Consider the following 18611-nt stretch of genomic DNA (forward strand, 5'->3'; position numbering starts at 1 on the left):
AAACCTACACTTTTGCCAGAGCCTGCTCTGCGCGGGCCACCAGCGAGGATTTTTTCATCAACGGTACAAGTGTCTTCAGTTCCGCACCATGAGGCTTCCCGATCACCGCCACACGAATCGGCATGAACAGGTGTTTGCCTTTGGAACCGGTCTGATTTTTCACTTCATCCTGCATTTTCAGGAACTCTTCTTCTGTCATATAGTCAGCAGGGTGCGCCTGAAGCAGGTTTTTCCAGGAGGTCAGAACCGCTTTGGTGGATTCCCACTTCAGGGTTTCATCGGCTTCCGGCAGGATCACATAAGATTTGTCATTCAACGGACGATACAGTTCGATCGCATCAGCCAGGACTTCCATGTAGGGCTTGAACAAATCCAAAGACTTGCTTTGCCATGCAGGATCACTTGGCAGATCCATGCTTTCACGAGCCAGGAACGGAGCCACCGCCGTCCAAAGTTCCGCGTTTGGCAACGCACGCAGGTGCTGCGCATTCATCCATTTGAATTTCACACGGTCAAAGATCGCACCGGATGGATTCAAACGGGAAATATCGAACACTTCCAGCATGTCTTTCACAGACAGGATCTCACGCCCTTGAGGATCAGACCATCCCAGCAATGCGATGAAGTTCAAAACGGCACTTGCCAGATAACCTTCGTCTTTCAACTGACCGCAAGCCACAGCGCCTTTGCGCTTGGAAAGTTTTTGGCGGTCTTCATCCAGAATCAAAGCCATATGACCGAACTCCGGCGCCTGCCAGTTCATCGCCTCATAGATCATCAACTGACGAAGAGTGTTTGGCAGATGTTCTTCCGCACGGAAAACATGGGTCATCTTCATCAGGTGGTCATCGACCACGCAGCAGAAGTTGTAAACCGGCATTCCGTCAGAACGAAGCAGGACAAAGTCCCCCACCATGTCGGATGGGAACTTCACTTCACCGCGCACAAGATCGGTGAAGATATAATCTTTCACCAGATTTTTGGTTTTGAAACGAACCACGGCTTTGTCGCCGGTCTTCAGACGCTCCAAAGCTTGATCCAAAGACCAATCCTGATAAGGCGACACCAGGTGAGCAAAGCTTCCGGCTGCGGCTTTTTGCTTTTCAATTTCCTCTTCGGTCATGAAGCAATAGTACGCTTTGCCTTCTTTCAGAAGCTGATCAGCGATTTCTTTGTAGATATGCAAACGCTCACTTTGACGGTAAGGACCATTCGGGCCCACGTCTTTCAACGTCACCGGGTCCACGCCTTCGTCCCATTTCAAACCCAGCCAAACCAGGTCATCCACCACCCCACGCAGGGATTCTTGAGTGGAACGGGCCTCGTCCGTGTCTTCGATACGCAGGATGAACTCACCGCCGTTTTTCTTGGCGAAAAGGTAGTTGTAAAGAGCGGTTCTTGCGCCCCCCACGTGCAAATAACCCGTTGGGGATGGGGCAAAACGAACACGAACATGCGGAGAGATTTTCGAGGACATGCGGAACTCCAAAGCTGGGAAAGGCCTTAAAAAACAAAAAGGGCCTGGTCATTAAACCAAGCCCCGAATTTATTATGTTTTTTGAAAGTCGTCCAGCCTTTCTCGGCTGGTTAAAAAAGCCTAACCCGTGATACCGAAGATGGCTTTAACTTCTTCCTCTTTGAACAGCTCTTCCTGGCTTGTCGCCAAAGTCAGCTCTTTCAACAGCAGGCTGCGCGCAGAATCAAGCATCTTGCGCTCACCGAAGGACAGCTCTTTGTCCGCTTTCAAAAGGAACAAATCGCGTAAAACTTCAGCAATCTCGAATACGGAACCGGTTTTGATCTTCTCCATGTACTCGCGATAACGGCGATTCCATGTCTGATTGTCGATCTTGATGTCTTTTTCTTTAAGAATTCCAACAACTCGGGATGCTTCGGACTTGGAGATGATAGGACGCAGACCCGCGGACTTCACGTTCGTGGTAGGGATCATGATCTTCAGACCCGTGTCCACCAACTGCATGTTGTAGAACGTAGTCTTAGTACCAAGCATCTCTTTGGTTTCAATAGAAACCACTTTAACAACGCCGTATCCAGGATAAACTGCATTATCACCGACTTCAAACGTCTGCATTCACGAACCTCCCCAAGGGAAAAGGGACTACACATCCATAAGGCCTAGACCTTAGGACAGACTTGCAACCTCGACAGTTCTATCAAATTTGACACGAGTTATCAAACGGGAGCAGCGCATTGGAAATTATTTCAGAAGCCATTTAAAAGCAAAAAAGGCCCGGAATCATCCGAGCCTTTTTTCAGTATTTTCAGATACTTAAAGCAATTATCAAGACCTATTTAGCCGTATAGACTAGAGCATAAGCTTGAGCGCCGTTCTTACCTTGCGGAACTTTAAAGCCCTTTACAGTCAGCTTGTAAGTACCCGCCGGCAAGCCGGACTTTTCGATCATCTCAAGATTGTTGATGTGATCGTTCATGCTCAGGGTCTGACCGTTTGGCAAAGTCAGAACCAGATCCAAATCGTTCACCAAGGCTTGGGCCGCATTCGCCGAACCCGGAGCATCGGTCCAAACAAGGTTCGCATACAGGCTGCCTGGCGCATTCAAAGTGAATTCGTAGGAAACCTCAGCTCCTTGAGCCACACCCTGACGGTTGTCGACGAACTGAGTAGCACCGCCCAAGTTGGCGATGTTAGCCACGTCCACACGGCCGTAACCTTCATCAGAGTTCGGACGACGAGTCAGGATCTCTTGACCACGAGCTGCACCGATTTCACCGAACTGACCTGGGTACATATCAACAGCCGTGTGAAGCATAGTTGCTTTCATCAAAGCCGCAGATGGATTTTTGATGCCCAATTTTTCAACAAGCACCTGACGAGCAATCGCCGCCGCACCCGCCGTCAGCGGAGTCGCCATGGACGTACCACCAGACCAGACATAGTCTTTGTTGTAAGCGCCCCAAAGTGGAGAAGCATCTTTTTCCTGAGAGAACACGCTCAGGATGTTTGTGCCCGGAGCCACGATATCAGGCTTGGTACGGCCATCTGTCGTTGGACCACGGGAAGAGAACATCGCGATACCGTTGCCGTTATCAGAGATGTAAGAGCTGTAGATTGGTTCTGCCGGCCATTCATCCTTAGCCGCGCGAAGCTTGCTGATTGGAACCTGAATACCACCGGACTTCGTCACGTTTTCAGAAGCGCCCACGGTCAAAACGTTTTTCGCTGTGCCCGGAGAAGCCATAGAGTTGGAATCAATGCGGCCGTCTTTGTTTTTATCCGCGCCGCTGTTACCAGCCGCAAACAGAATCAACATATCCGGGTTCGCGTAAGACCATTCGTCCACTTGAACTGCGAAGTTGTCATAAGCACCGAAGGTACGAGCACCACCCCAAGAGTTGGTGTGGATACGAGCGCCATCAGCGAAGGCTTTTTCAAACAAATCCCCTAGTTTGGATGGAACACTCAAGTTCTTCATCATTGGAGACCACATGCCTTCAGCCACCATGTTAGCTTCATAAGCGCCGCCTTTCAGCAAGCCCTTGGAAGCTGTACCACGACCCATCACAGATCCGGCAACGTGAGTCCCGTGACCCATTGGATCAGACCATGATTTAGACCACAAACCAAAAGGATAACCCGAGATCACGCCGCCTGCGAAATCCTGATGGATCGCGCCGGTGTTACCAGAATCAAGACCTGTATCCGCCATGGAAACAGTCTGACCTTTCCCTGCATAGCCCATGGCCCAAGCTGCATCAAAGTTCATCAAACGAGTGCCGGACTCATCGCCCGTCAGGTCTGAATAATCACCCGCTGCAGTTGCAGAAACCTGACCGGCCAGGTCCTCATCCATCGCAAAGTGGAAGGATTCAATTACTGGAGCCGGTTGAACGTGCTCAACACCTGTCAAAGCAGCCACCGCTGGAACAAGTCCACGAGGAATCAAAGCTGTGATGTGCTTTCCATCAACAACTTGAACTGCTACTTTAACATCCATTTTTTCAATTTTAGAGGCGATCACTTCCACTTCGTGGGATTTGAAAGTGTTCACAAGAACTGCAACCATATTGTCTTTGGTAAAGACGCTGGCCGGAGCGAAGGACGTGCTCACTTTATATTGAGCCGAGTACTTCACCACAGCTTGAACACCAGGGTGGTTGGTTTTGAAAGTCACAAGATCAGAATAGATCCCGCGAACAACCAAAGCATCATCAGGAAGATAGCCGAACACTTCAAACTGAGCCTTCAAGGCCGCTTTGTCTTTTTCAGTCACCGCTTTTTTGAACTGAACGATGTATTCAGTTGCTTTGGCTTCCATCATCCAGGAAGCAGCGTAGTTGCTGGTAAGTTTGTTGGTGTCGATAGCGCCAGCATTGAATTTCAATACTGTGCCTGCTTGTGCCGCGCTGACAGAAAGAACTGCCGCGACCGTAGAGACCGTGATGCCCTTCACAAGATGATTCATAATACCCCCTCTGAGTACAAAATCAGATCACGACCGAAGTCCAGTCGCAAGGGGTACTTAGTATATTGATGCGCTGAGTGATTTTTTAAAGCTGATGAGCCATCACCGCCAGAGAAAGATTCCCTGCCGTGCGCCCCTTGGAATTCATGCCAAATTCCATCTCTTGATTGTCAGGAGCAAAAATCTGCGCGCGTTCCGCGAGTTTCCTTTGCCCACGCACACGTTTTGTCACGGTCACATCCATATAAAGACCGTCTTTTTTATTCACTTGGGATTTGCGCGCAAACACTTCCACCAGCGTTTCGCTTTGTCCATCGTCAGAAATTTCACTGACGAAGCTTTTTTTGCCGGATTTTGCAACAGTATTGATAGAAATAGGAGAAGCCCCCTTCAAACCGACACGCATGTTCACCTTATAAGAAGGAGCCGCCGCCAATGACTGAAGAGAGAAAAGAACTGTTGCCGTAACTACGCTGAAGAGCAATTTCATAAGAGCACATCCTTGTGATCTAAGAAAAGGATGACAAACAAAATTCGCGGATGCAACAGCAAAATGTTCCGCTATTTTTTCTTAGAAACCAGTGATCAGCGTTGGCGTTGTCGGATCAGCAGCGCCCGGTGTCGGAGGAAGTGCCGATTGGCCGTTATTATTGCCACCCCAGCAGAAGAGTTTCCCTGCATTCACCGCGCACACGTTTCTTTCGCCAACAGAAACTTTTTGCCAATTGGTAGAAGTTCCTAACTGAATAGGCACAACTTCCGCGCCAGTGAAGGCAGAACCATTGCCCTGCTGCCCCCAGCCATCAGAACCCCAACAGAACAGTTTGCCGCCATCAATGCCACAGACAGCACTATTTTCAAAGCCCGAGGCAATTTCAGTCCAAGATGACGAGACACCCACACGCTGCGGAGTCGATGCATCAACCATGCTTCCAGTCCCCAAAGCCCCCTGATAGGATCCACCCCAACAGTAAAGCTGACCTGAGCGAATACCACAGGTATGCAGGTTGCCCGCCACAACGGCAGTCCAATCAGAGTCAGATCCCACACGAACAGGCGTGTGGGAAGAGGTGTTATTGCCGTCACCCAATTCCCCGTCATCGCCGTAACCCCAGCAATAAAGCTTGCCGTCATCGATACCACAGGAATGATAGGAACTGATCCCCACGGCATGCCATTTATCAGAAGTGCCGACTTGGGTAGGCTCTTCCACCAAAGGCACCGTGGCCGGATCAGCCGCCATCTGCCCGTCGGAGTTCTGCCCCCAACAATACATTTTTCCACCGTTGATTCCGCACAACTGACCGGAACCCGCGGCAATGGCCGTCCACGTTTTGGAAGTCCCCACGCGCGTAGGAACTTGCGAAACCGGTGAAACATTCATCGGCATAAAACCACCGCCGCCCGGAGGAGGTGGTGGTGGACCTCCTCCGCCGAAGTCAAATCCCACGTTTAAGCCCCAGCAGTACAATTCACCCTCTTTAATGCCACAGGTGTGCCCCCCGCCACTGGCGATTTTCTGCCAGGCCTTGGAGTTTCCAACCTGTTGAGGAACAATGATTGACGCCAAAGATCCGTTGTCATTTTGCCCCAACTGGAAACTGGAGTTATCACCCCAGCAGTACAGGCGACCCGCATTGATCGCACAAGAATGACCATATCCCGCACTTGGCAAAGACCAGGATGTAGACAGGCCCACTCTATGAGGTTTGTGGGCAATCTCGGCCCGATCCTCGCCCAATCCGATAAAATTAATCGTGCTCTCGTCATGCGCCCAGCACAGCACGGATCCGTTATTGATTCCGCAGGTCATGTAATAGCTTGTGCTAATTTTGCTCCAAGTACTGTCGGTGCCAATGCGGGTTGGTTCCCACACGCCGCTTTGATAACTTACAGCACCCCAACAGTAAAGATCGCCACCGTTTCGAATTCCGCAGGTGTGATTCCCCCCTGCCGCAAGACTTTCCCAGTCGGAAGCAGTACCCACTTGGGAAATCGCACCGATGATATTGCCCGCCTCTGCAGCTCCCAGCCCCAACTGCCCGGAATAGTTGTCACCCCAGCAGTAAAGCTTTCCAGCATTGATACCGCAGGTGTGATCATTTCCGGCCACAACATCCTGCCAAGATGCCGAGGCACCCACCTGCAAAACCGACTGCTGCCGAGTCACGCTAGCATTATTCCCGAGTTGCAGACGAGACCCCGCGCCCCAGCAATAAAGCTTGCCGGAATCAAGACCGCACACATGGGATCCACCTGCAGAAATCTTCTGCCAGGTTGTACCGGCGCCAACTCTTGTAGGACTGTATTTTGTCAGAATATCTCCGGTGGCGAGCTGACCAAACTGGTTATAACCCCAGCAGTACAATTCACCTGATCTGATACCGCACGAGAAATGCGTCCCACCTGTCAAATCCTGCCAGTCAGAATTGCCTCCGACTTGAGTGGGCTCTGTCACTTCAGATGGAACGTTGGAACCTGTCGCAGAACGACCGGAATCGTTGCGACCCCAGCAATAAAGCTTGCCACCATTGAGCCCACAGGTACCCTCAGAACTTAATGCCACCTTTTGCCATGTCGTGGAAGTTCCCACACGGACAGGCTTTGTGCGATTGTCCAGATCCCCGGCCCCCAACCCAAGACGGTACTTGTCGTTATTACCCCAGCAATACAGCTTGCCGTCCGAAATCGCACAGAGATGCGTATCAGAGACATTGATGTCCTGAAAAACCTGCGCAGGAGCTCCGCCAGCAAACTCCAACGGAATGACCAGTTCGATTTTGGGTTTAAGCCCACTCATACCGCTGTTGAGCTGAATGGTTTGATGTTCGGCGGATGACAAAGACAGACCCGCCTGCAAAGTCAGAGGAATAACGACAGAGGTGGCTCCGGCTGGAACCAGAATCTTCCCAGTGTTCATTCCATTAAACAGTGATGATTCGGAATTGGCGGAATATATGGAGTAATCCAAATAGGTCGCAAAAGGCGCCGGAGCTGAAAGATTCAACACCGTATTTTGCGTTGGCGCACCGGAATCAAAGCTAAAGTTTTCCTGAGATAAGGTCAACTGCAGGCTGTTTTGCACACCCAGACTGATAACATCGGACACCACACTGACAGAGCCTTGAGTGACCTTGACTTTGAATTCGCAGCTTTCGCCAGAAACCTTGTCAAGCACTCCGGAAATCCAGCCGTCGGCATTGATGGAGAGCCCCGGACACGTGCTGTCTTGAAGGGATAAAGCCGGAGTGCTGAAACTTGAAAGACCGCTGGAAAGACCTGTGACCTGAACCTGTCCATAATAAGGGAAGGATTCAGGAACGTTCGTGGGCAAATCAGAAATCTTAAGACTCAGATCGGTGGAAGCTTCGGAGGTGGATTTGATTTTTTCAAAGAGTTCCGCATCCAACGAACACGCCGTCAGCAGCAGAAGATTCAGTGTAAGAAGCAGGTTGCGAATATACTTCGTGGTCATTCCAATTCCTCGAAACGTTCAGTTAACAGCCCATCATTGATCGGCCCTTAACAACCCTCACTTAAGGCATTTTCTCAGAATGACACACGAATATTTCAAACAGGAAAGGTTGTCACATTAGGCAATGCCAGCTAGAGCGGCTGGACCGTGCTCGCGCAGAAGCTCGGCCTTCAAACCTTGATTCTCGACGTAGGAAAGCTTTGGATCCTTTCTTAGAACCTCAAAAGCCGCTTCACGGGCTTCCTGCAGGATGGCCATATCACGCACCAGGTTTGCCAGCTTAAAGCCGGAAAGACCTGACTGCTTGGTCCCCATGAACTCACCCGGGCCGCGCATTTCAAGATCGAACTCAGCGATCTTGAATCCGTCCGAGGTCTTTTCCATCATCTCGGTGCGGGCTTTGCCTTCTTCAGACACGGCATAACCCATGATCAGAATACAGAAGCTTTTGTATTCTCCCCGTCCCACGCGGCCGCGCAACTGATGCAGTTGCGACAGACCAAAACGTTCAGCATGTTCGATGATCATGATGTTGGCATTCGGCACGTCGACACCGACTTCAATGACGGTGGTGGAAACCAGAACCTGGATTTCATTTTTGCGGAACTGATCCATGACCTGGTCTTTTTCATCTGGTTTCATCTTCCCGTGCAAAAGACCGATCTTCAACTGCGGATAAAGCTCTTTCAGCTTTTCGTATTCCGACACCGCATCTTTCAGATCAATCTTTTCGCTTTCCTCCACCAGAGGATAAACGATATAGGCCTGACGGCCTTTTTGGATTTGTTCCAGCATAAATTGCAGGGCTTGAGGGCGTTTGCTTTCAAACGTTGCGCGCGTCTGAATCGGGCTTCGGCCGGCCGGCATTTCATCGATGATGGAAACATCCAGGTCCCCGTACACCGTCATCGCCAGAGTTCTGGGAATCGGAGTCGCGGTCATCACCAGGAAGTGCGGAGAGTTTCCTTTGTTTTTCAAAACCCCGCGCTGCTCAACCCCGAACCTGTGTTGTTCATCGATGATCACAAGTCCCAGATTTGAGAACTGCACTTCATCTTCGATCAGGGCATGGGTGCCTATAATCAAATCAATCTCGCCGGCTGCCAAAGCCGCCAGCAGAGCTTTTCGCTCCGAGGCTTTGGATTTACCCACCAGCAGCCCTAGACGAATACCCAAAGGCTCAAGCACCTTGCGCGCATTTTTAAAGTGCTGTTCAGCCAGAATTTCTGTCGGCGCCATCAAACAGGATTGATAACCGCTTTCTGCGGCATAGATGGCGGCCATAAAGCTCACGAGCGTCTTTCCGCTTCCCACATCCCCTTGCACCATTCGGTGCATAGGGTGGCCTTTTTCCAGATCGGCTTTGATTTCAGTGAAGACGCGCTTTTGTGCGCCTGTCATTTCAAATGGCAAAGACTGAAGCAATGCCCGCATCTTTTCGCCGGAATTTCTGATCTGCGGAGCCCCTTCTTTCTGGAAGCCTGCCTTTTTAGAGGCCAGATAAAGTTCCAACCAGAAGAACTCATCAAAAATGATGCGTTTTTGGGCCGCAGTTTTAAATTCAGAATACTCCTTGGCCTTGTTCGGATCCGGAAAATGGATGTCCTTCAAGGCGTCTTTGCGCGGAATCAGATTGTACTTTTCGCGCATCCATTTCGGGAACGCTTCTTCCGGCCATTCTTCGATTTGCGCAAACGCCGAACGCACCAGCTTCATGATCTTGGCCGTGGCAAGACCTTCAATTTCCGTGTACAGCGGGATCAGCGCGTCCTGGGTTTCTTCGTCGGGCTCCACATCCTTGATATCGGGATGATGGAATTCCAAACGGCCGCGGTACTCGGTGACTTTTCCCACCACACGAACTTCGGTGAAGGGCTTAAAGCGTTCAAAGTATCCTTTGTAAGGCACACGGAAGTATTTGCAGTGAATCTGTCCGGAGGCGTCTCTGACCAGAACGTCATACATCTTGCGTGCCGATCGCCCCATGTTCACGCTGTGAACAGCGACAACCGTGGCCTTGATGCTGACGATATCATCCGGGCGCAGGCTTGAAATGTTTCGTGCCGCGCGCTGGTCTTCGTAGGCACGTGGATAGAACTCAAAAAGGTCCCCCAAGGTCTTAAGACCTTTACGGGAAAACAGATCCCCCAACTTGGGACCCACACCTTTAAGAAATTGTATTTGCGTATCCAGACGAAGAGCCATGCGGTGATTATGGCCAATCACCGGGATTTCGGCAACTGCCGAACCCCCGGCAACGCAGCCTGCCGGGAACTCGGCGGGGGGGCCAATCAGCTCAAAATTAAGCCATTTTCAGAGCGAAATCCGCTGGCACCGCCTGTGCTTTATAGGTTGGCATAAAGGAGATCTTATGAAAGCTCAATACCAACAATTCATCCGCACTCACAATCACAAAACTGCCATCAACGGTGAAACTCTGGTGGCCTTAAATGGCCTGACTGAACGCAATCATGTCGAATATCTGCAAGACGTCTGCGCCGACTTGTTCCCAAACCCCCAAGGGCTGAAAGCCCTGGACATGGGTGCGGCGCACGGGGTTTGTGCAATGGCCTTGGCCGAACTGGGCATGCAAGTAGCGGCTTACGACATGTACCGTTCTTCTGTGGCGATTGTTCACAAAATGGCCATGGAGCAGCACTTGAATATTTCATTCCGCGTGGGCGGCAGCCTGCAAATCGAGCAGCTGCAGGAAAAATTCGATTTGATCCACGATCGCGACTGCCTGACTAATATTCCACTACCTCTGGATCGAGCGCGCTTCCTGCAAAGCCTTCGCAAAATGCTGACTGAAGATGGCAAACTGGTGATTCGCACCTCCATCCTCAGCCCACAGTTCGATCCGGATGACAGCTTCGAGTCCATTTGCCTGGATGCCGACTATGTTTTGTGGAGACAAACTCCAGAATCAGATGCTCCGGGTGTGGTTGCCATGAATGGCCGTCACTGGACAGCACAAAAAAGACTGCCACCCGCTGAAGTGATTCGTCAGGAACTATGCCGTGCAGGCTTCATGATCCTGGATGAAGAAATCGAGCTGGTTCCCGGCAACAACCCATCCATCCTTCGACTTGTCGTGACTAGCGCCCCAGGGCGCTAGTTTTTTTACGGAGAACCCATGAAAACCCTGCGCCTTGGCTTGACCTTGCTTTGGATACTGACTCTTGCTGCTTGTGCTGGCAGCTCTGGCTCTGACCCCTCCCCTTCACCCACGCCTGCTCCGGCCAGGTTTTCTTATGTGTTGAATTCTTCCGACGACAGCATCAGTGTTTTTTCGATTGCATCCGATGGCACCCTTGCACCTTTGGAGGTCGCGGCCGCCGGGAATTATGCGAAATCACTTTTGATGGATCAAAACCAAGAGCATCTTTATGTGGTGAACGCCAGTGACGACACGATTTCACAGTTTCAAATCGGCCCTGATGGCAAGCTTCAGTCCCTGGGCCTCGTTGCCACGGAAGAGTTTCCCCAGTCGGTGCAGATTTCTCCAGACGGAAGATTTATTTATTCACTGAATCTGCGCAGTGAATCCATCACTCAGTACAGCAAAGGCAGTGATGGGCGCCTTACTGCGATGGGGAGCACGCCGCATACAGCAGGTCCATTAAGCATGCTTTTTTCCAGTCAGGGTCAGTATGCTTATGTGGTGAACATTCTTGATGCCAGTATTTCCCAGTATGCAGTGGACAACAATGGCGCGCTGACGGCATTGGTGCCGGACCGGGTGACCTCGAAAGGTTGTCCTTCGGGCCCGATCAGTTCCCACAGGACCTCACAAGGTGAATTCATCTATGTGCTTAGCTGCAGCACTGACGAAGTCGAAGTGTTTGCCATTGGTTCAGATGGCACTTTGCAATCCCGTCAGGTGATGGCAACGGAATCAAGCCCGCAAGGCATGACCATCAGCGGAAGCCACCTGTATGTGGCCAATGCGTTTTCTTCAACCGTCAGTGTCTATGAAATTCAAAACAGCGGAACACTGGAGCTAAAATCAACAGTTCCTGCCGGGGCCTCGCCTGAAACGGTGACTGTGGATGCTGCTGGCCAATCCGCTTATGTGCTCGACTATATTGAAAACCAAATACTGCAGTTTCACTTGGGCACCGACGGGTCGCTGACCCGAACCAGTGCGACTCCTTTTAGCACGGGATTGACTCCAGTGCAGATGCTGCTGAAACGCTAATCCCGTCCCGCATTGAAACGTTGTGAGGGGTGCTCGCCCCTCTACGTCTGGACCAAGGACTGAGCTGTTTGTTTATTGCGGATTTAGTTCCTTCAAGCCCCCTTTCCGTGGCAGAATTTTCCTATGGATTCCACGACTTACTTCCGCATCCGTCTAAGCACGATTCGTCCTGACAAAGTCACCAGTTTTGACATTTACATCCTTGTGGATGGTAAACATATTCTTTACCTGCGCGCCGGCGACAAACTTGCTTCCGGTAAAATCAAAACTTTGCACGGACGTGACACGGGGGATTCTTTCTTCGTGCGCATGGAAGACAAACAGACTTATCGCGACTGGGTGAAGGAAGAAATGAACTCGGACCTTCTGAACCCGTTTGATAAAGCCAAGATCCTGCGCGAATCCTCAGTCGCGTTGATGGAAGATCTCTTTGAAAATCCGGATGTGAACAAGGCCCTGGATGAATCCCGACCGATTATCACCGATTTCATTGATTTGATGGAAAACGCACCGGAAGCCATGGGCTTTATGATTTCTTTGTCCGGGCATGATTTCTATACTTACAATCACTCCTTGGACGTCAGCATTTATTCTTTGGGTTTGGGAAAAGCCCTGGGTTATGATGCAAAAACTTTGGAAGAGCTGGGCGTGGGCGCCCTTTTCCACGACATCGGTAAACGCAACGTCAGCCTGGATATTCTTTGCAAAAAAGGCGGCCTGACGGATGCCGAGTGGGAGCAGATGAAAATGCACCCACAGTATGGTTTGGTGATTTTGAACAATCACCCGAACATCAGTGACGCCATCAAAGCTGCCTGCTTTGAACACCATGAATCCTGGGCTGGCAACGGTTACCCTCAGCAACTGGTGGCAGAAGAAATCCACCCGTTTGCAAGGATTGTTGCCATCACCGACACCTATGACGCCATGACCACGCAAAGATCCTACAACGTGCCGATGACACCGATGGATGCCGTCACCATGATGAAGGAAAAACTGGCCGGTCGTTATGATCCCGACATGTTGAAAGCCATGTATTCAGTACTTTTCAAAATAAAGGTCGCTTAGATGAAGCTCGTTTTGCATTCTTTGGTTCTTATTGCCTGCGTTCCGCTAATTGCCATTGCCCTTGAACCCACGAATCCTGCTGGTTTCTGCGACCGCTTCATCGGCGAAAAAGAAATCAGCGAATGCCAAGACCGCACTAAGACCGAAAACGTTGACTGGTATGCCGCGACTGTCTGCCACCTGCAACAAGACGACAAAGCCTTCTGGGCATGCTGGGACAGCATCCAAGGGCAAAGCTACAACCCGGCCGAGCTTTCCAAATGTGGAGAGAATACGGAAGCCAGCGATACCCAGCGCCAAAGCTGTATTGATGCTGCCCGTGGGGGTCGTAAGCCTGCCTCTGTGGCTCCGTTTCAGCCTTTAAAAGTTAAAAAATAGGACCCCACATTCTGGGGCTGTCGAAAAAGCTGACAGTCCCTTGTATTTTATTCTTCGGCACTGAATCAAATCCCCTGACTTCACCAAAATTTGATAGAACCTTTGCCACTATGAAAAAGCACTTCGTTTTCTTGGCAATTTTGGGACTTTCAATGGTGGGCTGCAGCTATCCAATGGAAGAATTGGGTCTGTTTAAAACCGGCGGTCTTGAGGTCAAAGGTTTCAGTAAATTCCAAAACGAAAAAGTCAGCTTCGACGTGGTGAAATCCACCGCCCTAAGCACCTGCCTTGAGTGTCACACCACGGGTTCTCGCAGCATGGACACGGCAGAAGAAGTTCTGGCGCAAAAAGATTCCATTTTGTCTGTCATCAACAAAGGCACCATGCCCCCGCGTTCTTCGGGTTATCAGGCATTAAATGCCTGTGAAAAACAGATCCTTGAAACGTGGATTGATGATCAAATGCGCAGCCGTTCTGACGTTCAGAAGGTCGGTGAGCTTTCCAACTGTGGCGAAGCTGAAGCTCCTGTTCAAAAACCAAAAACCGATCTTGCGACTTTGGAACTGAGCTTTGAGAATTTGAAAAAAGAAATCCTGGCGCCGAAGTGCATGGTCTGCCATAGCACCGAAACAGCGAAACGCACGATCCTGGAAACAGTGGCGGATCTTCATAACCACAACCTGCTAGCAGCCACCGCCGAAGAAAGTGTGCTATATCAGGTGACAGTTCCGGGAATGAATAAACGCTTTATGCCTCCGCAAAGAGGCAAGACGATCCTGGCTCCGCTGACCGAAGCCGAGTTGAGTTACATGAAACGCTGGATTGAGGCCGGGGCGAAATAATCGTCTCTTAAATCCAACAAGCAAAAAAAAGGCACTGAGAATCTCAGTGCCTTTTTTAACGCAATCAAATAACCGAACGGCCAAACGATAAGACCGATTGTAGATACTCCAAAGAGAGCATGCGACAAAATCCCAAACAGTCCACTTTCCAATCATCAGCTATCCCGCCCGCCTCTAAACCTGCGATACAGATATAAAATTGGAAATGCTGAGAAGACCGCAAGAATTAGAATGTAACCATAGGGTGCAATTTCCCCACACAAATATATAGACCGCCCACGGATGCATCCTGTTTCGACAAAACACATTGTCTGATAAATAACAACTACTAGGCCTACTATCGCATAGAAAAGATCATAGCCGTTAGGACGAGGCACTGCCAAATCCAACTCCCTTGAATCGCATTAATCATATTTATGTTTACATATAGCCACAGACCTGAACAATAAAGATTCAGTCAATTTTCTATAGGAAAGACTACTCCAACTCGCCCAGCAGGAACTTCATCTGCTGATAGTCTTGAGCGGTGCCCAGAAGGCCTTGGGACTTGATAGAGGCGGTTTTCTTGATTTCAGAGGACTTCGGTGCCTTGGGCGTTGTCTTCTTCGCCTTGGGCGCGGCAGAGGCCTTTAGGGCTGTGGCCGGATCCCACTTTTCAGATATCGCGCCGCCAGCTAGCGCCGTCTTTTCTGCTGTCGACAGCAGTTCGGCTCCGGCAGAGATCAAAATGAATCTGTACTTGATCTGCTCATTTTGATTCAGCCAAAGCTCAGCGCTGTGGCGCACGGACTTTTTCGTCGCCACAGTCTTAAGAGCAAACTTTTGCTGCACCCCGAAGCTGTCAGTCACCTCTAGATACAACGATTCCCCTGGCGCCAGACTCGCATCCAATAGCTCCACGTTGGTGATCAGTTTGTCACCAACGGGCTGGGTTGAATCTAGAAACAAGGGGTTGTGCTTTTTCAATTCCACATTTCCTGTGCAAGGCTTGCCAAAGCAAGACCCGCCGGATTTTTCGGAGAGAAATCATTCACCGGCAAATGCTTGTGGTGAGCTTCCTCAACCGCGATGGATTCTGGAATAAAGTTATTAAATACCGGGATGGAATAGTTCGTGCGAAGATCCTGGATGACCTTTTCCACGATACGGCGGTTGCGGTACTTGGAGATGATGATCCCACGCACGTTGATGGTGTGACCAAGACCGTTCTTGATGCTTTTCAAAGTCTCAAGAATCAGATCAATGCCCATCAAAGAGAAATACTCTGGGCAGATCGGAATCACGATGTCCTTGGAGGCAATCAAGGCATTCACGGTCAAAAGACCCAAAGACGGAGAACAGTCGATCACAACGATGTCGTATTCTTCCTTGATTTCTGCCAGGGCTCTTTTCAGGATGCTTTCACGGCCAAACTTGGTGGACATGGAGATTTCAATACCGCTCAGCATGATTTCAGACGGGATCACATCGATGCCGAAGGCTTCAGAGAAAACAACGGCGTCCTGTGCCTGCACTTCGCCAGTGATAACGTCATAGATTGTGTCTTCAAAATCCTCGTCGCCAAAGATCGCACGAGTGGCGGAAGACTGAGGATCCAGGTCGACCAGAAGAACTTTCTTGCCTTCCTTCGCCCACTGAGATGCCACGTTGATGGCGGTGGTGGTTTTTGCCACGCCGCCTTTTTGATTGATGAATGATACGATGCTGCCCATACACGATTCCCTTCGTGGTAGATAAAATTCAACACCTAAGTCTAGCTGTTTTTTTTGGGCAATGTGAAGCGCGATTTCGAATTCACGACGCGGCTGCTTAACGATCCTTCAACAACAACTCCGAGGTTTTTTTGATCCATGGAAGGTAAGCATCCACACGCGAATAAATGGAAAACTGGAAACATTTCGGCGTTAGCGGTGTCGCCATCGAGTCACCCCGACTGGTCACGCCCAGCAGATACAATTCACCGTTTTTATCAATATACGCCGGGCCGCCGGAGTCGCCACTGCACACACCTTTTTTTACTGACTGAGCTATCAGAACCTCGTTTTGTCCGTAGCGGGCCTCACCGACTTTGAGCTTCGTGGTGCGAAGAGTTCCAGAACCTTTCTTCACGCCCCACGCCCAGCTCAGTCCATATCCTGCAACCACGACTTCGGAACCTTCTTTCAGACTTTGAAAGTCAGCAAAGATCGGTGCCGGGGCATAACCCACCGGAATATATTCGCCCCGGATTCGGACCAGCGCGATGTCGGCAGTGTCATATTTGCGGCCACGGTTTCGTTCATAGTCCTCATGGCGCAAAGCTTTGATGGCATATCGGGAATTATAAGCATTCATGTTTTTAATGTCGTCAGTAAAGAACACCAACTGATGGGTGGAACCCGGGGTCACACAATGTGCGGCCGTCAAAACCAGTTCTTTCGAAATCAAAGTTCCCGTACACAACGTACCAGAGCCTTCATCATAAAGCCCTACGGTGGAACGCATGATCCGGCTGCCCATTTCAACCTTTTCACCGCCAATGACTCCGGATTGCGAGTCTTCCGACAGAATTTCTGCGGTATTTTGCTGCCCACAGGCTGCAAGCATCGCCACTGACAACAAAGTCAAAGAAAGTTTCTTAAGCATCACACACCTCGCGGTTTTGGACCTCTGTTTTACCAGATTTTCAGAGGGAAAAGTGAAGAAATCGACAGAGTGACGTTTATTGTTTTTCGCCCAAAAGTTCACCAGCAAAAACGGCCAAACTTTAGACACCACCTGAAAGCTTTTCCAGAGGGGAAATGGTCATCAAAACCGTCGCAAAATCCTGTTATATTCAGCACCTATGAAATCGCTTATTTTCTTTCTTGTTTTGATCTCGTGTTCGGCATTTGCGGGCGATCGCATTCCTCAATGTTTCGATCGCAAAGACCGTATGGAATTTAACGAAAGCCAGGTGCTGACCTGGCGCGAGTTCATGGAAAACAAGTTCACCGCCCGCGCCTTTGTGGATGGCACCCTGGTGCGCCTGATGGAAGACCGTCAGGGACATGTGCACTTTGAAGTGGATCTGGATGAAAACCTGAACACCGACGATGACCGCATTGAAGTGATCTATAACGTGAAATACGGCAAGCTTCCGGAATATCAACCCGGCGATCGCATCATCGCCTGCGGTGACTTTGTGGTCGACAAGTATTCTCCGCACAAGGCCGTGATCCACTGGCTGCACATCAACCCCAAAAAAGGCGGTCCTCATGAAGACGGCTTTATCGCCATCAACGGACAAGTGGCCGGCCTGACTGACAGCAAAGGATCTAAAAAGTGAGATTCCTTCTCTGCGCCCTTCTTCCACTGGGCCTGGCCGCCTGCACAGGTTCGACCCCTGAGGCTTTATCCAAAATAGAGGCTCCGGGTGCTATTTACAACGGCGACACCCGTGAAGATGTCAGCACCTCGTCGTCCCCGGAAAAAGAACTGGTCAAGGCTACGGCCGTACTGGTTCATTCTTACCGACTGGTGCCAGCGCAAAACCCAGTCGTTAAACTGAACTCCACCCCACTGGAACAGCTTTATCCCCTGTGCCCGAATGAAAAGTTCCTGACCCAGCCGACGCTGGGGTTCTGTACGGGAACTTTGATTGCGCCCAATCTGGTACTGACGGCCGGTCACTGCGTGGAAAACCAAAAAGACTGCAACGACAGTCATTTCATATTCGGCTGGACCGAGGAAAAATCCCGTCAAACCCTGCTGCCGTCTTCGGAAATTTACAACTGCAAAAGCATTGTGAAATTTGAACTGAACATTCGCAAAAACATCGACTACGCGATTCTGGAACTGGATCGCCCCGTTCCCGGTGTGCGCCCGGCCAAGATCGCCAAAGAAGTTCTGCTGAAGCCTGATCAAACTCTGCTAAGTCTGTCGCACCCACTGGGTCTGCCAGTAAAGAAGGATTATGCACGCGTGCTTTCTGACACACCAGAGATGCATACTTTCAAAGTCCAGGTGGACACGTTCTCTGGCAGTTCAGGATCTCCCCTTTACAACACCCAGGGTGAAATTGTCGGAATCCTTTCTCGCGGTATGGATGACATTTTACAAGACGACATCTATCGCGTGCAAAAAGAGGGCGGCTGCATCAACTTCAACGCCTGCGCCGTCGGCCTTTGCTTTGGTCAGACTTATTATAAAGCCCCCCGCATTGACCTTTAGCATATTCATAG

At 50.4% G+C, this 18611-nt stretch carries 16 protein-coding genes; 7 read left to right on the forward strand and 9 right to left on the reverse strand.

The window, feature by feature from the left end; genetic code table 11:
* Positions 1–4 precede the first annotated feature (4 nt).
* The 6 genes from gltX to recG all read right to left on the reverse strand — a co-directional run bounded on the left by gltX (position 5) and on the right by recG (position 10125).
* Positions 5–1477 (reverse strand): glutamate--tRNA ligase, encoded by a 1473-nt coding sequence (gene gltX, locus ACZ520_RS11045; protein WP_464125497.1) that lies wholly within the window; start codon positions 1475–1477, stop codon positions 5–7.
* A 120-nt stretch (positions 1478–1597) separates the two neighbouring features.
* Positions 1598–2092 carry a CarD family transcriptional regulator gene (locus tag ACZ520_RS11050; RefSeq protein WP_088564983.1) on the reverse strand — a complete coding sequence of 165 codons (495 nt, stop codon included), beginning with the start codon at positions 2090–2092 and terminating at the stop codon, positions 1598–1600.
* Between the two features lie 217 nt (positions 2093–2309).
* On the reverse strand, positions 2310–4445 hold the full coding sequence (locus ACZ520_RS11055; protein WP_464125500.1) for a S8 family serine peptidase: 2136 nt from the start codon (positions 4443–4445) through the stop codon (positions 2310–2312).
* An 85-nt stretch (positions 4446–4530) separates the two neighbouring features.
* Entirely contained in the window at positions 4531–4935 is a 405-nt protein-coding gene (locus ACZ520_RS11060) for a hypothetical protein (protein ID WP_464125503.1), read from the reverse strand.
* 81 nt (positions 4936–5016) lie between these two features.
* Positions 5017–7920 carry an RCC1 domain-containing protein gene (locus ACZ520_RS11065; RefSeq protein ID WP_464125505.1) on the reverse strand — a complete coding sequence of 968 codons (2904 nt, stop codon included), beginning with the start codon at positions 7918–7920 and terminating at the stop codon, positions 5017–5019.
* Positions 7921–8037: 117 nt separating this feature from the next.
* Positions 8038–10125 carry an ATP-dependent DNA helicase RecG gene (gene recG, locus ACZ520_RS11070; RefSeq protein WP_416480474.1) on the reverse strand — a complete coding sequence of 696 codons (2088 nt, stop codon included), beginning with the start codon at positions 10123–10125 and terminating at the stop codon, positions 8038–8040.
* 166 nt (positions 10126–10291) lie between these two features.
* Between recG and ACZ520_RS11075 the strand changes: the two genes are divergently transcribed.
* The 5 genes from ACZ520_RS11075 (at position 10292) to ACZ520_RS11095 (ending at position 14409) form a co-directional block, all read left to right on the forward strand.
* A complete protein-coding gene (locus ACZ520_RS11075; RefSeq protein WP_464125508.1) occupies positions 10292–11038 on the forward strand; it encodes a class I SAM-dependent methyltransferase in 747 nt (248 codons plus the stop codon).
* An 18-nt stretch (positions 11039–11056) separates the two neighbouring features.
* Positions 11057–12121 carry a lactonase family protein gene (locus tag ACZ520_RS11080; protein ID WP_464125510.1) on the forward strand — a complete coding sequence of 355 codons (1065 nt, stop codon included), beginning with the start codon at positions 11057–11059 and terminating at the stop codon, positions 12119–12121.
* 123 nt (positions 12122–12244) lie between these two features.
* Entirely contained in the window at positions 12245–13189 is a 945-nt protein-coding gene (locus ACZ520_RS11085; protein WP_374030483.1) for an HD-GYP domain-containing protein, read from the forward strand.
* Positions 13190–13567 carry a hypothetical protein gene (locus ACZ520_RS11090; RefSeq protein ID WP_416480472.1) on the forward strand — a complete coding sequence of 126 codons (378 nt, stop codon included), beginning with the start codon at positions 13190–13192 and terminating at the stop codon, positions 13565–13567.
* A 110-nt stretch (positions 13568–13677) separates the two neighbouring features.
* Positions 13678–14409: a hypothetical protein gene (locus ACZ520_RS11095; protein WP_374030485.1), complete on the forward strand. Its 732-nt coding sequence runs from the start codon at positions 13678–13680 to the stop codon at positions 14407–14409.
* Positions 14410–14886: 477 nt separating this feature from the next.
* Here the strand turns inward: ACZ520_RS11095 and ACZ520_RS11100 are convergent, their stop codons facing one another.
* The 3 genes from ACZ520_RS11100 to ACZ520_RS11110 form a co-directional block, all read right to left on the reverse strand.
* Entirely contained in the window at positions 14887–15381 is a 495-nt protein-coding gene (locus tag ACZ520_RS11100; RefSeq protein WP_417868459.1) for a hypothetical protein, read from the reverse strand.
* Entirely contained in the window at positions 15372–16121 is a 750-nt protein-coding gene (locus tag ACZ520_RS11105) for a ParA family protein (protein ID WP_015091405.1), read from the reverse strand. Before ACZ520_RS11105 ends, ACZ520_RS11100 begins: the two co-directional genes overlap by 10 nt.
* A 97-nt stretch (positions 16122–16218) precedes the next feature.
* Positions 16219–17034 carry a S1 family peptidase gene (locus tag ACZ520_RS11110; RefSeq protein ID WP_464125514.1) on the reverse strand — a complete coding sequence of 272 codons (816 nt, stop codon included), beginning with the start codon at positions 17032–17034 and terminating at the stop codon, positions 16219–16221.
* Positions 17035–17233: 199 nt separating this feature from the next.
* On the opposite strand from ACZ520_RS11110, the gene ACZ520_RS11115 reads away from it, so the two are divergent.
* Together ACZ520_RS11115 and ACZ520_RS11120 are read left to right on the forward strand one after the other, a co-directional pair.
* A complete protein-coding gene (locus ACZ520_RS11115; RefSeq protein ID WP_232469261.1) occupies positions 17234–17716 on the forward strand; it encodes a DUF3465 domain-containing protein in 483 nt (160 codons plus the stop codon).
* The gene (locus ACZ520_RS11120) at positions 17713–18600 is read left to right on the forward strand and encodes a trypsin-like serine peptidase (protein ID WP_464125517.1); all 888 of its coding nucleotides are present in this window, start codon (positions 17713–17715) and stop codon (positions 18598–18600) included. The genes ACZ520_RS11115 and ACZ520_RS11120 overlap by 4 nt, the downstream gene beginning before the upstream one ends.
* The last annotated feature ends 11 nt before the right edge of the window (positions 18601–18611 follow it).

Source organism: Bdellovibrio sp. BIS2 (genome assembly GCF_055398295.1).

Coding starts and splice junctions, on each gene's coding strand:
- ACZ520_RS11080 (WP_464125510.1), top strand. CDS start 11,057: ATGAAAACCCTGCGCCTTGGCTTGACCTTGCTTTGGATACTGACTCTT.
- ACZ520_RS11085 (WP_374030483.1), top strand. CDS start 12,245: ATGGATTCCACGACTTACTTCCGCATCCGTCTAAGCACGATTCGTCCT.
- ACZ520_RS11095 (WP_374030485.1), top strand. CDS start 13,678: ATGAAAAAGCACTTCGTTTTCTTGGCAATTTTGGGACTTTCAATGGTG.
- recG (WP_416480474.1), bottom strand. CDS start 10,125: ATGGCTCTTCGTCTGGATACGCAAATACAATTTCTTAAAGGTGTGGGT.
- ACZ520_RS11055 (WP_464125500.1), bottom strand. CDS start 4,445: ATGAATCATCTTGTGAAGGGCATCACGGTCTCTACGGTCGCGGCAGTT.
- gltX (WP_464125497.1), bottom strand. CDS start 1,477: ATGTCCTCGAAAATCTCTCCGCATGTTCGTGTTCGTTTTGCCCCATCC.
- ACZ520_RS11090 (WP_416480472.1), top strand. CDS start 13,190: ATGAAGCTCGTTTTGCATTCTTTGGTTCTTATTGCCTGCGTTCCGCTA.
- ACZ520_RS11065 (WP_464125505.1), bottom strand. CDS start 7,920: ATGACCACGAAGTATATTCGCAACCTGCTTCTTACACTGAATCTTCTG.
- ACZ520_RS11115 (WP_232469261.1), top strand. CDS start 17,234: ATGAAATCGCTTATTTTCTTTCTTGTTTTGATCTCGTGTTCGGCATTT.
- ACZ520_RS11075 (WP_464125508.1), top strand. CDS start 10,292: ATGAAAGCTCAATACCAACAATTCATCCGCACTCACAATCACAAAACT.
- ACZ520_RS11105 (WP_015091405.1), bottom strand. CDS start 16,121: ATGGGCAGCATCGTATCATTCATCAATCAAAAAGGCGGCGTGGCAAAA.
- ACZ520_RS11110 (WP_464125514.1), bottom strand. CDS start 17,034: ATGCTTAAGAAACTTTCTTTGACTTTGTTGTCAGTGGCGATGCTTGCA.
- ACZ520_RS11050 (WP_088564983.1), bottom strand. CDS start 2,092: ATGCAGACGTTTGAAGTCGGTGATAATGCAGTTTATCCTGGATACGGC.
- ACZ520_RS11060 (WP_464125503.1), bottom strand. CDS start 4,935: ATGAAATTGCTCTTCAGCGTAGTTACGGCAACAGTTCTTTTCTCTCTT.